The organism is Enterobacter chengduensis, assembly GCF_001984825.2.
Taxonomy (GTDB): Bacteria; Pseudomonadota; Gammaproteobacteria; order Enterobacterales; family Enterobacteriaceae; genus Enterobacter; species Enterobacter chengduensis.
In genome coordinates, this window is sequence record NZ_CP043318.1 from 2,034,584 (window position 1) to 2,048,160 (window position 13,577).

General features: G+C 53.4%; 10 protein-coding genes and 1 pseudogene. 9 read left to right on the forward strand and 2 right to left on the reverse strand.

All coding sequences use genetic code 11. The annotated features are described in order from the left end of the window. Positions 1-679 precede the first annotated feature (679 nt). The 9 genes and pseudogenes from FY206_RS25705 to FY206_RS25460 all read left to right on the forward strand — a co-directional run bounded on the left by FY206_RS25705 (position 680) and on the right by FY206_RS25460 (position 8,735). Complete coding sequence (locus FY206_RS25705) at positions 680-1,579, forward strand: type VI secretion system Vgr family protein (protein WP_032639693.1); 900 nt, start codon at positions 680-682, stop codon at positions 1,577-1,579. Then, a complete protein-coding gene (locus FY206_RS25710; protein WP_250898156.1) occupies positions 1,539-3,194 on the forward strand; it encodes a DUF2345 domain-containing protein in 1,656 nt (551 codons plus the stop codon). The genes FY206_RS25705 and FY206_RS25710 overlap by 41 nt, the downstream gene beginning before the upstream one ends. After that, positions 3,191-5,329 carry a T6SS effector phospholipase Tle3 domain-containing protein gene (locus FY206_RS10045; RefSeq protein WP_032639695.1) on the forward strand — a complete coding sequence of 713 codons (2,139 nt, stop codon included), beginning with the start codon at positions 3,191-3,193 and terminating at the stop codon, positions 5,327-5,329. Before FY206_RS25710 ends, FY206_RS10045 begins: the two co-directional genes overlap by 4 nt. A gap of 13 nt (positions 5,330-5,342) precedes the next feature. After that, on the forward strand, positions 5,343-6,053 hold the full coding sequence (locus FY206_RS10050) for a T6SS immunity protein Tli3 family protein (RefSeq protein WP_045890457.1): 711 nt from the start codon (positions 5,343-5,345) through the stop codon (positions 6,051-6,053). A 2-nt stretch (positions 6,054-6,055) separates the two neighbouring features. Continuing rightward, a pseudogene (locus FY206_RS10055) lies at positions 6,056-6,765 on the forward strand (T6SS immunity protein Tli3 family protein). Further along, positions 6,765-7,022 carry a PAAR domain-containing protein gene (locus tag FY206_RS10060; protein ID WP_032639699.1) on the forward strand — a complete coding sequence of 86 codons (258 nt, stop codon included), beginning with the start codon at positions 6,765-6,767 and terminating at the stop codon, positions 7,020-7,022. Before FY206_RS10055 ends, FY206_RS10060 begins: the two are co-directional and overlap by 1 nt. Further along, positions 7,019-7,723: a hypothetical protein gene (locus FY206_RS10065; protein WP_050488791.1), complete on the forward strand. Its 705-nt coding sequence runs from the start codon at positions 7,019-7,021 to the stop codon at positions 7,721-7,723. Before FY206_RS10060 ends, FY206_RS10065 begins: the two co-directional genes overlap by 4 nt. A gap of 32 nt (positions 7,724-7,755) precedes the next feature. After that, a complete protein-coding gene (locus tag FY206_RS10070; protein WP_050488792.1) occupies positions 7,756-8,397 on the forward strand; it encodes a hypothetical protein in 642 nt (213 codons plus the stop codon). Then, a complete protein-coding gene (locus FY206_RS25460) occupies positions 8,397-8,735 on the forward strand; it encodes a hypothetical protein (protein WP_032639701.1) in 339 nt (112 codons plus the stop codon). Before FY206_RS10070 ends, FY206_RS25460 begins: the two co-directional genes overlap by 1 nt. Positions 8,736-8,934: 199 nt before the next feature. Here the strand turns inward: FY206_RS25460 and ldtC are convergent, their stop codons facing one another. Both ldtC and mfd read right to left on the reverse strand, forming a co-directional pair. Further along, complete coding sequence (gene ldtC, locus FY206_RS10075; protein ID WP_032639703.1) at positions 8,935-9,900, reverse strand: L,D-transpeptidase LdtC; 966 nt, start codon at positions 9,898-9,900, stop codon at positions 8,935-8,937. 146 nt (positions 9,901-10,046) lie between these two features. Next, entirely contained in the window at positions 10,047-13,493 is a 3,447-nt protein-coding gene (mfd, locus tag FY206_RS10080; RefSeq protein WP_032639705.1) for a transcription-repair coupling factor, read from the reverse strand. Between the last annotated feature and the right edge of the window lie 84 nt (positions 13,494-13,577).

Sequence of the window (13,577 nt, forward strand, 5' to 3'; positions counted from 1 at the left end):
TAAGTACACTTGAGCGATCCTGCCAGTAAGAGACAATCCGGGTTCAGCCCCTCTGAGCCCGGTTTTTCTATTTCTGAACACGATATGGACTTCGTGGCGGATGCTTTCCCGTCCGCACTGGATACCTTTTCCCCCTCTTTGTATGCGTCCAGCCTGAGCCGTCTGGTCTTAATCTGATGCTTAGGAAAAGTGGTGCCCACCAAATAAGTGGCGTGTATCAAAGTGTTAGATATACGGAAAAATGTGCTCCCGGTAGGCGAAAAGGCTGCCCTGATTATTCTCTTGAGTTTAAGCAGCAGTTCTTTGCTGCCTCCTGCGAATACGGGATACCGGGACGGATTTTATCCCCATATACTGGCGGCAGATAAAATCCCCCTTACGGAAACTGCCGTATATTCTTATCAGACGGCGAACCAGTTTAATATTTATTGCTGTTCGCGAGGGAAGAGCGCGTCGTCCATATTGTTGTTAATGATTGAATTATTATATATGAGCCGGGTATTATCCCTGGTCTTTTTTTATTTATGGTATGAATATTTACTGTTTTATTTATTTTTAAATCGAATGATATGTATTTTGTAACATTCTGTGATGTGTTACGTAATGGCATGTTATTCAATGGCCTGGGGGTGTATTGTTACTTTAATAAATAGTCATTCTATATCAGGGATATTTGACGATGGCAGGACCGTCAGGCATTATTCAGCAACAGAATACGTTAAACCGTTATTTACTGTATTTTCCACGAAACAAATCTTTTTTACCGGATGTTCACTCTTTTACCGGGGAAGAAGAACTCAGTAAGCCCTATCGTTACACCATCCGCTTTACCAGCCCGGCATCACACATTGCAGTCAACGATGTCCTCAATCAGAGGGCGGAGTTTATTCTGCGTGCCCCAAATCCGAAGGCTGGCTGGCATAAACAGGAGCCCTGGCTGCCGGTGCGCCAGATTAATGGGGTGATCACGTCGTTTGCCCGTTTGAAGTCATCTGCCGATGAAGCCCTTTACGAGTGTGTGCTGGAGCATGATCTGGCGCTGCTGGACCGGAATTACCGTTCGGCCGTATACATGAATGCGACAGTGCCAGAGCTTGTCACGAAGCTGATGAAGGAGAGCGGGCATTTTCAAGGTTACAACATTGATTTTGACCAGTTGAGCCACAGCTACCCCAGCCGTGAAATGATTATTCAGTGGAAGGAAACCGATCTCCAGTTTATCCGCCGTCTGCTGGCCGAGGTAGGGATCTGGTTCCGCTTTGAAAACCATGACAAGGTACAAGGCGAAACGGTGGTTGTCTTTGGAGATGGTGGCCGCCGCTATGTCTTCAGCGATAAGAAGCTTCCGTACGTTCGCCATTCCGGCATGACCAGCCATGAAGAATACATTACCGAGCTCGAAGAACAATACGAACTCATTCCCGAAAGCGTGCTGGTGCGTACGTATAACTACCGCAATCCCTTTTCGCCACAGGCGGATAAAACCATTTTCGATAATGATATTCCCGACGGGATAACCCGCGGCAAACAGTATCACTATGCCAGATCATTATCTGGAAGACGGCGATTTTTACGGTGAAGAGGCGGAAACAGCCACGTTCTGCGCACGCCTGCGCTATGAGCGCCTGCTGAACAAACAGAGTGTGCTGGGAGGGACAACCAGTGACCCGGCACTGTTGCCGGGTGTGATGTTCCACCTGATAGGGGATATTCCTGACGGGTTTAAACACGGTTTTCTTGTCACCACAATGACGCTCTCCGGCAGTCGTGCACAGCACTACCGCGCCATCCTGAAAGGGATCCCTAATCTTAACAGCTACAGCTATCGTCCGGAATATCTGCCGCGACCGGTGATTGCCGGTACGGTGCCCGGGCGAGTGGCGGCCATCAATCAGGATCACACTTATGCCGGAGTCGATGCCCAGGGCCGATACCGCGTGAAGTTTGATTTTGACCTCGAAGAGAAACGTGACGGTTTTGAAAGTGCGCTGATGCGTCTGGGCAGACCGTACGGCGGGGATGTGTTTGGTTTTCATTTCCCGCTGCTGGACGGCACAGAAGTGGCTTTAGCCTTTGAAGGCGGCGATCCGGACAGGCCCTTTATTGCGCACGTCATGCATGACGGCAAGCACCCAGATCTGGTTACAAACCGCAACGACACCCGCAATGTGATCCGCACTGCTGCTTCGAACAAAATCCGCCTGGAGGACCGCCGCGGTCAGGAACACATCAAGATTTCCACGGAGTACGGCAAGAGTCAGGTTAGCGCTGGCCACCTCGTTGACGCGGAGGGAAAACAGCGCGGTGAAGGTGTGGAAGCGCGTACTGACAATCACATGGCGCTCCGTGCCGCGAAAGGAGTGATGATCACTACGGAGGCGCAGCCGCGTGCTGCGGGTAAGCAACTGGATATGACGGCCGCCATTGCGCAGCTGGAGAAAGCGTTGTCGCTGGCAATGACGCTGCAACAAAGCGCACTGACAGCCGGGGCCAGTAATGTGGAAACCGACCGGCAAAGTCAACTGAGCCAGACATTGGCTAACCTTACCGGCGCGGGCCTGCTGACCTATGCCGACAAAGGTCAGGCGCACGTCACGCCGGACAGTCTGCAACTGTCTGCCGGGAAAGATGTGATTATTACGGCAGGCCAGGATACCAGCGTAAACGTGGTGAAAAAGTTCTCGCTGGCCGTCGGGGAAAAATTCTCGCTGTTTGCCCGCAAGCTTGGCATTCAGATGATTGCCGGGGCCGGGGATATCACGACGCAGGCTCAGCGCGGTGCCATGCACATGCTCTCGCAGAATGATTTCACGATGGCGAGTACCGACGGGCAACTGAACGGCAGCGCCAGACAGGGCATACAGCTGGTCTGTGGTGGAGGCGGGATACGCATCAGTCCGAACGGACTGGTCACTATCTTCTCGCCAACGGGAATTGAACTGAAAGGACCCAGTCTGAAGTATGACGGCCCGGAAAGCGCACAGGTCACGGTCCCGCCGTTCAATAAGGGGGCATATAAGCTCCGCTACCAGCTGCACGCCGGAGACGACCCGGAGCAAATTCTCGCAAACAAAAAATTCCGGCTGACCAGCTCGGCCGGAAAAGTGGTGGAAGGCATAACGGACAGCAACGGTCATTCATCGTTGCTCGATGCCGATGACCTGGATACTTATAAAATGGAGTTAATGGAATGACGGAAGCCAGACAAAGCCCGTATGCCTCGCGGGTCATATCAGAAGGGGATATTCCGGTACACAAAGATTTGGGTGAGGTGGCCCAGACCCGTAGTGTTGGCGTGCCGCGTCCGATGCCGGGAATTGTGATTCTGGTCCATGGCGTAAACGACGTGGGTGAGGCGTACCAGAATCAGGAGAAGGGCATTCTTGCGGGCCTGAGTAAGCGTCTTAATCGTCAGGATTTTTACGCGCATGAGTGGGGGGAGTACCGCATTACCCGTCCTGGGCGCTCGCCCGTGATCCCGTTTTACTGGGGGTATAAGCCGGTCACCCATGCTGATTATGTTGCAGACCAGAAGCGATACCGGGAAGAGGTTTACAAGCAGGGAGACAATGCACACCTGCCGTTTGATGCTTATCAGGAGGATAACGAGAAGAACAAAGCGGCGCTGGGTAACGACGGCAAAGGTGCGTTTAAGTACCAGAACGATAATTTCAAAAACGCCCTCGATACGAATTTTGCCAAAGGTGGAGGGACGTTTGCCAATGCGACAACCAACATTCCCGATATGCTGGGTCCGGGGGCTGGTGGCGCTGCGCTGGCCGCCGCTGGTTTTGCCTCGCTGCACATGAACGGTGGCGATTACACACACCCCATTTTTCCGAATCCGCACCGCATCTATCAATTCTTTGCCGCGCAGCGGCTGGCAGATCTGATTCTGACGATCCGTCGTAATCCGGTGACGGCAAAGGATGTGATTAACGTGGTGGCACACAGTCAGGGCACGATTATCACCATGCTGGCTAATATGCTGGTTAAAAAAGAAATAATGGATCCAGTGAACTGCGTCATCCTGAATCATTCGCCGTATTCAATGGAGGGGCGTCTCAGTGAAGACGCTCAGCCCGGCCATCACCAGACGGCATTTGCCCGCCAGGAAACGTTTAAACACTTCTGCGCACTGATGGCGACCCAGTACAAAGGCGGAGAACTGTCAGACGCAGATATGCTGGCAATGGAAGCCAGTTGTGCTTCGCGCAAGTCTTCTGATAACCCGTTACGCGAGGACGCCAGATATCGTCGTGATAATAACGGGAAGGTTTATAACTACTGGTGTCCGCAGGATGGCACGGTATCCCTGCAAAATATCCAGGGATTCGGCTGGCGGGGCATTCCCGATAAGTTAGCTGCTGGCATTCCTAACCTGCGTCAGCGTGTATTCTGCCAGCACCGCTGGGTCGGCCGTCTGGAGACGGAGCCGTTTAAGATGACACCGGAGCGAAAGGGGGATTTCAGTACCACGCCGGTGATGAACGCAGGCTACTCGTACAGCGATGTGGTGATAAATGGCGAAGAGCTGCCGGAGCCGTTTATATTCAAACTCATGGGTCAGGATAACCATCCGGATAATGATCCAAAGACCAGTGATAAACCATACACGGCTTACATCGATCCGGACAGCCCGGATGCTTACATTTCCTATTCGGCTAAAGCCAGTGCCATTTCGCGCACGGCATCGGCTACCTATGCGCTTAGTAACTATCAGCGTATCAGCTGGCAACCGGGTCATGTATTAACGCCGAATGAACTGCAGGTGGAAAGTTTTGACCGGGGGCATGAAGTTATTCGCGGTGAAGTGACGGGAACGAGAGATTTTTCTCAACTGACGCTGACCTGGCTTAAATCCCGTGATGAACTTGAAAAGGAGTGGCAGAAAACTGATCCGGTAGGCTACAGCCAGCATTCTTCTATTGTCGCCAGTGAATTTGCACCGTCGCACGCGATGGCATTCGACCTGGCAATTGGTCAGTGCAAGTCGTTTGACTATCAGGCAGGGAAATTCTGGGAGGGATTGTTACACCGTGCGGACTGGCGTGATCCCCAAAATGGTTATCCTTTCGCTAAAGAATATTACCTAACCGGTAAGCTGGATAACGTGACGACAAAATTTTTCATGAACAAACCAGATGACATTCTGCCAAAAGGTGAGTTCGGTGTGGAAAATCAGTTTAACAACGCGACAACTGTCAAGCCGTCCCGTGACTTAGCTGCCGGGAATCAGGAGGTGACAAATCTACAATGGGATATGCCGAAGCCAAAATCTGACAGTGACCTGGGAATAGCGAAGCAAAAATCGTGGTGGGAATCATGACAGGGAGACAGATATGAGTCTGAAATATACAACGGGTATTGCCTTAGCTGCGGTACTGATAGGTTCCGGCTGTCAGGCGAAAGAACCGCCGACTCAGGTAGTTTACCGTTTTGATGACTATCGTTACCTGGAGTTAAAGGGCTGGGACTGTGAAGGTGAACTCTGGTACACCGATACACAACGGGGTATTCACTCTGAGCCTGTCAGTCAGTTTTACCGGATTTACACCAAAAAATTTATTCATCCCTCTGAACGTTATATTGCTATTCCTGCCTGGGATTCTCCTGGGGCTATGGTTTCGAAAGATTATGGACAAACCTGGTATCCTTCTTCGTTTGCTCCCAGAGAAAATGAATCTAATGGTGATTCATCACCTCCTTACGACGATATTATTTCTTTCACCGTCGTCAACGATCAGGGTTTTTTGCAGACCAAACATCGACTGTATATGTCGTCCAAACCGTTTGATGACCCGCGCATTCAGCCCGGTGGTCCTGGGATTGAATACACCGTGGATGATGGTATGGGAGGTAAGGTAAACGGCAAGCTGGAGCCAAGCAATGCTGGCCCAGCCTGGGGGCTGGACTACATAACTAAACAAGGTCTGAAAGAGGATACAGCCCAGTTTAAGGCTAACTATCAGGGCTTACCCGATAGAGTACCGGAAGTGAAAGATTATACCGGCTGGGACCATATGCAATGCAATATGGATGCAGGAAGATAGCCATGAAAGGACTTTTTTCAGTGCTGACCGCGCTGCTGCTGGTGGCCGGTTGCAAGGCTTCAGAGCCGCCGACGCAGGTGGTTTATCGGTTTGACGATCATCGCTACCTGGAGCTGAAGGGGTGGGACTGCGAAGGTGAACTCTGGTACACGGATACCCAGAAAGGGATTCATACCGAGCCGGTTAGCCAGTTTTACCGAATATTTACCCATAAATTTATTCACCCTTCAGAGCGCTATATTTCAATCCCCAACTGGGAGGTAGATGGATTCCTTGTTTCGAAAGATTATGGCGAAACATGGAGGTCAGTAGGATTTTCCCATCACCGAATGAACCTAATGGTGATAACAGAGCCCCCGCAGAAGATGCTGTGTCTTTCACCGTAGTTAACAATCAGGGTTTTTTGCAGACCAAACATCGACTGTATATGTCGTCCAAACCGTTTGACGACCCGCGCCTTGCCGCTGGTGGTCCTGGGATTGAATATACCGTTGACGACGGAACTGGGCAAAAGGTAAGCGGGAAAGTGGAACCTCGTTCACCTGGCTGGCCTTGGGGAATGGTGTATATGACCAAACAAGGTTTAGAAGGCTCTACTGAGCAACTTAAAACCAATTGGCACAATCAACCCGATAAGGTTCCGGAAGTAAAGGGATACACCGGCTGGGACTATATGCGCTGCGATATGGACGCAGGAAGGAAAGGATACTGATGAACGGCGTAATTCGACTGAATGACCCGCTGGTGAGCGGCGGGAAGGTAATTAAGGCGTCAGGCGCGCAGTTTATGGGCATGCCTGTCGCGCTGAAAGGGGATGAGGTGATGTGTCCCGAACACAAGGGGACGTTCCCCATTAAAGAGAGCCATCCGACATGGACGATGAACGGCCGGGGCGTGGTCGTGGATGGCTGTAAAGCGGCGTGCGGCTGTGTTATTCGCACCACACTGCCCACTGCGGGGGCTGTATGATGAACTGGTGGCTTTATCCTAAGCAGAACGAATTTAAACATGACTTTCCCACCATTGGTGTCTGTGTTGTCTATGTGCTCGTGGTGATTGTTTGTATTGGTATCCGGGCTGTCACCTGGCCGGGTAATAAACATGTTGATTCAGGTTTTCTTATTGATGCCGTGGTAATACCTGTCGCTGCAGTAACCTTTTTAGTACAGGCGTTCTGTATGGCGTATAACGCGAACAGACACTACATAGAAACGCGGTTATTAATCGCGGCACGGCAGGAATACAAGGTTGTCAGCTATGCCAGGAGTAACATCATCCTGGCTGGTTGGTCGATACTGACCCCGCCAAAGGCAACAAAGGAGTTGGCACTGAACATGTTGAAACTGGAGGGGGAGTTTCCGCTGGCCGCCAAAATGCCGTTGAAAATTGACCTGGATAAATCATTCGATTTCACGCGGGTCGGGCAGGCTATTATCTACGTCCTGGAGCCGATGATGGATACACTCTCCCGGTACAGGCAGATTGAAGCGCTTGTATGGGTGCGAGGTGGGAATGAATCCTGTAGCGACGAACTCCGGCGTGTGCTTGAACGTCTCGGGATCTCGACCAAAAAAATCACATTTTTGCCTGAATGCCCGGACTATACGTTAGTCACAGAGTGGATAAAACAAACGAACGGCTATGTCGTTGAACGCCTGCTTATCTTGTAGATTTGCATTCTGAAGAAGGGGAATGCAAGTGGATGGAGAATGCTACCGCACTTCTCCTGACGAATTACTACGTTAAAACGGAAGGAGAAAAACCTGTTTATCTTTATCAACCTATGACGGGAGTTATTGACGTAGAAGGAGCAATACCTGTTTATCTGCGTGCGGAGGCTGTCAGTAAACCCAAACAGCTCTGGTATACCGGTTTATCGCGCACAGAGAAGTATCCGTTGCTGGAAGTGCTGGACGAAAAAAAAGTCGTACCGGATCGACTGGAGCTTGAAACGTCGCTCGGTGAGCATTCTGCAGGGTATCCGTGGCTGGCACTGGCGCTGGCATCAGATGCAGTAACGTATGCACAGGGCGACCAGTTTGTGGCGGCATCCGAACAGAAAAAGTTTTCTATTACGGCGGTATCATCCAGATTAACCCATCAGCCCGATTATCCGGCGGAAAAAATGTACACTCCACCGTGGTCTTCCGCCGGACTATCCGGAATGATGTTATTTTTCGCTGTTATATTAACTCTGTGTAGTTTAAGCGGTAACGAGGGTAAAGATATTTCTGGCTGGTTCTTGGTTATTCTTTTTTTAATATGTACTGGATTGTTTACGGCTGCAGGGATATTTATTACCTGGCTGCAGGGTGATAAGGCTTACCAGCACATGGGGATGTAATGATGAATGAACTAATTGCTCTCATTTTACCTCATAAATCTGTATTTTATTATGATGGTCTTGCCCTCGGTGCACTGCTTGCGTTAATGGCAGCGTATATTGATTTGTCTTTTTATTTCAGGAATAAAAAGCATTGGTGTGCACATAATAAATTAGAATCATTGAAGGACTCTCCAGAAATCTACCACTTATATATGTCGATACGTATCCCTTCCAGACGGAAATACTATAGTAGTGTGCCACTGAAAGTTTTCACAGATTATAAGGTTTTTTTAATGATATTGATTATGTATCTGGGAGTGACTGTGTTAACTATGTCTTACGTTATATATCATTGATAGATGTAGCTGGCTTTGTGCCTGCTCTCATTGCATGTCTGAAAATGTTAAAGCCTTTATCCTGCCGGAAAAAAGAAAGCACTGACGATACGATCGTTCAGTGCTTTATGTGCCGCCTGAATATCCGTTCAGCTTTAAGACACGTGAGCCTTAAGTGAACGGCATTACTGCACACGTGCAGGGCGTTTTTCTTTCTTGTTCACATCGATTGCTGGATGACATCGTGATACTGGGTAACGTCGGTGGGCATGCCTGACCGGGCTTCCATGGCCCGCTCCATCACCACGCTGTTGGTATTCACATTGGTTTTGAAACTTACCATCGCAGCATTCAGGTTAATGGGCAGCGTCTGCGGATCGTCGCCGATATTTTTCGATAGCGGCTGGTGAATCTCAACCAGCCGCACGCCGCCCGGCTCCTCAGAAACCTTGATCGGCGTATTGATAATATTGACTTTGGTTCCCGGCGTAACGACGTTAAACAGCGTTTTGATATCGTCATCGCGTAGGCGAATGCAGCCGGAGCTGACGCGCATGCCGATGCCAAAGTCGGCATTCGTTCCGTGCAGCAGGTAAACGCCGCCGTAGGCTGCCAGGCGGATCGCGTGGTGCCCCATCGGGTTATCCGGGCCAGCCGGAACAACCGCGGGAAGATCGATGCCCTGAGCCTTATAGCGTGCACGAATGTTGGCCGTCGGGGTCCAGGTTGGATTCGCGCGTTTATCCGAGACGGTGGTGACCATCGTCGGCGTCAGCGTATCGCCGCCCAGCTGACCAATACCGATAGGGTAGACGGTCACTTCGTTTTTGCCCGGTGGGTAATAGTACAGACGCAGTTCGGCCAGGTTTATCACAATCCCCTCGCGCGGCGCGTCCGGCAGGATAGTCTGTAACGGGATGGTCAGTACGCTGCCCGCGCGCGGGACATACGGGTCGACGCCGGGGTTCGCCTGCAGCAGGGCCAGAAAACCGACGTTGTATTTTTTGGCTATCGCTTCCAGTGAGCCACCATTGTTTTCAACCACATGAAAGCGGTTTTCGCCCACGACCTTGCTGCCGGGCGGGGGAAGGGGCCAGGTATTTGCGCGAGCGGGTAGCGCCACCGCGACGGTGGCTACCAGCGCAACCAGTGTTAACCAGCGAGTAAAACGCGAAGAGGTCATCATCACCATAATCCATGCAAATGTTAAGGTTATTGTTTTATAAGGCGTTAACGTTAATTATGGCGAAGGGGTGTGTCGGGAAGATCGGGTGAAGTGCAAAGAGTTTGTAAATTGTCCCCCGTTAGCGTTGGCTAGCGGGGGAAGGGAATTTATGCGATCGCGTTCTCTTCCAGCTGCCGCATAAAGTTACGCACCCAGTCCATACGGGTTTTGCGCTCCGTCAGCTCCTGGGTAAATTTGAGACGGGTTGGGCCATCCAGACGGAAATGCTGCGGCTGTTTTTGCAGCAGGCCGATCAGCCACATCGGGTTGACGTGATTCTTCTCGGCGAATTCAATCACCCCGCCTTTTTCATTGCCTTCGAGCCTGCGGATCCCAAGCTTTTGCGCCTGCTGGCGCAGGCGCGCGATATCCAGCAAATTTCTTGCCGCATCAGGCAGCAGACCGAAGCGGTCGATCAGCTCCACCTTAATCTCTTCCAGCTCGTTCTCCTGCTTCGCGCTGGCGATGCGCTTGTAGAACGACAGTCGGGTATTCACGTCCGGAATGAAATCGTCCGGCAGCAGGGAAGGCATACGCAATTCGACCTCGGTCTGCTGGCTGGTGAGATCCTCCAGCGACGGCTCGCGTCCGGCCTTCAGGGCATCAACCGCGTTTTCCAGCAGCTCCATATAGAGCGAGAAGCCGATGGTCTCCATGGAGCCGCTCTGGTCTTCACCCAGCAGCTCGCCGGCCCCGCGGATCTCAAGATCGTGCGTGGCCAGCGCGAAGCCTGCGCCGAGGTCTTCCAGCGAGGCGATGGCCTCCAGGCGCTTTTGCGCGTCGGTGGTCATCGCTTTCGGATGCGGCGTCAGCAGCCAGGCGTAGGCCTGATGGTGCGAACGCCCGACGCGGCCGCGGAGCTGGTGAAGCTGCGCCAGACCAAAGTGATCCGCGCGTTCAATGATGATGGTGTTCGCCGTCGGAATGTCGATCCCGGTTTCGATGATGGTAGTGCACACCAGCACGTTAAAGCGCTGGTGGTGGAAGTCGTTCATTACCCGTTCCAGCTCGCGCTCGCGCATCTGCCCGTGGCCGATCGCAATGCGCGCTTCCGGCACCAGCTCCGCCAGCCTGTCGGCGGCTTTCTGGATGTTTTCCACGTCGTTGTAGAGGTAATAGACCTGACCCCCGCGCAGCACTTCACGCAGGATCGCCTCGCGCACTACCAGGTTATCGTACTCGCGGACAAAGGTTTTCACCGCCAGGCGGCGCGCCGGCGGCGTGGCAATAATCGACAGATCGCGCATGCCGCTCATCGCCATGTTCAGGGTTCGCGGGATTGGCGTGGCGGTCAGGGTCAGGATATCGACGTCGGCGCGCATCGCTTTGATGCGTTCTTTATGGCGTACCCCGAAGCGGTGCTCTTCATCGACGATCAGCAGCCCCAGATCTTTCCACTTCACGTCGCTTTGCAGCAGCTTATGGGTGCCGATCAGAATATCGATTTTGCCTTCGCTGGCCTGTTCGAGGATCTGCGTCTGCTCTTTGGCGCTGCGAAAACGCGACAGCATCTCGATGCGCACCGGCCAGTTGGCGAAGCGGTCGCGGAAGTTGTCGAAGTGCTGCTGGGCGAGCAGGGTAGTCGGCACCAGTACCGCCACCTGCTTGTTGTTTTCCACCGCCAGGAAGGCGGCGCGCATTGCCACTTCGGTCTTACCGAAGCCGACGTCGCCGCAGACTAAGCGGTCCATTGCCAGCGGCTGGCACATGTCGCTCAGCACGGCGTTAATAGCCTGAGCCTGGTCCGGCGTGGTTTCAAACGGGAAGCTGTCGCAGAACAGCTGGTACTGCTCTTTATCATGCTTAAAGGCGAAGCCCTCTTTGGCCGCGCGCTGGGCGTAGATATCCAGCAGTTCGGCCGCCACGTCGCGCACTTTTTCCGCGGCCTTCTGGCGCGCGCGCGCCCAGGCGTCGCCGCCCAGCTTGTGCAGCGGCGCGTTCTCTTCGGCACCGCCCGCGTAGCGGCTGATCAGATGCAGGGACGACACCGGGACATACAGTTTGGCGTCGTTGGCGTAGGTCAGCATCAGGTATTCACCCTTGATGCCGCCCGCTTCCAGCGTGGTCATTCCCTGATAGCGCCCAACGCCATGCTCCAGGTGAACAATCGGCTGGCCCGGATGCAGCTCGGCCAGGTTACGGATCAGCGTGTCCGGGTTGATGGTGCGACGGCTGTCCTGACGACGACGCGCGACGCGCTCGCCCAGCAGGTCGCTTTCGCAAATCAGCGCCAGGTTGTTGAGCGTATCAATAAACCCGTGTTCGGCGGCGCCAATCATCAGGTAACGACCGTTTCCGGTCGCTTCGCTCAGGCGCAGGATGCGCTTCGGCGCCACCTTAATGCGTCCCAGCAGCTCACCTAATGCTTCGCGGCGGCCTTCACTCTCAACCGAGAACACTACTGGCCCAGTAAATGACTCCAGGAACTTGCGCAGATTATCCAGCGGGGATTTCTGCTGCGCCTGAACGGCCAGGTCCGGCAGCGTCCGGAAGGCGAGGTTGGTATTGGCGGCCTTATCGGCGAGCGAATCGGTTTTCAGCTGCATGCGCGGCCAGCGCTTCAGCTCGGCGTTGAGCTCGTCGGTGCGCAGCCACAGCGCTTCCGGCGGCAGCAGTGGGCGCATCGGATCAACGCCCCGGTTTTCGAAGCGCGCGCGGGTTTCGCTTTCAAAGCGGCTGGCGCTGGCGTCGATGTCGCCGGTGTTCACAATCAGCGTGTTCGCCGGGAAGTAGCTGAACAGGGCGGGCAGCGGCTCGTTAAAGAACAGCGGCTGCCAGTATTCGATCCCGGCAGGAAGCGTCCCTTTGCTGACCTGCTGGTAAATATGTTCCGCGTCGCGCTTGACCTCGAACTTATCGCGCCACTGGCTGCGGAACAGTTCAATAGCGGTTTTGTCCGTAGGGAACTCATGCGCGGGCAGTAAGTTAATGGACTCTACTTCCTCCAGCGTGCGCTGCGTGTCGGCGTCGAATACGCGCAGGCTGTCGATTTCGTCATCGAAGAAGTCCAGACGATACGGCTGGTCGCTGCCCATCGGATAAAGGTCTAGCAGCGCGCCGCGGGTCGCGTATTCCCCGTGCTCCATCACCTGATCGACATGGCGATAGCCCGCACCGTCAAGCTGTGCGCGCAGGGCATCGCGGGACAGGCGCTGGCCTTTTTTCATCACCAGCGCGTGACCGTGCAGATAGCTGTGCGGACAGACGCGCTGCATCAGGGTGTTTACCGGCACAATCAACACGCCGCGCTGCATGGTCGGCAGCTGGTAAAGCGTCGACAGGCGCGAGGAGATGATCTCCTGGTGCGGCGAGAAGCTGTCATACGGCAGCGTTTCCCAGTCGGCCAGGCTGAACACCAGGCTATCGGTGAACTGGCGGATTTCGTCGTGCAGGCGCAGGGCGTTTTGCATATCCGGGGCAACCAGGATCACCGGGCCTGGATGACGCTCGGCGATTTCCGCCACCAGCGTGGCGCATGCCGCGCCGGTGAGTTCGCCCAGCTGGCGCTGGTCGCCCGCTTTGACAGGCAAGGAATAACGATAGTGTTCAGGCATGGCTATGTCAGAGTCTCTTATGGATATACCAACAGTATTGGGGCATATCACTGATACGCAATGTCTTTATTATCCTCGATCGTT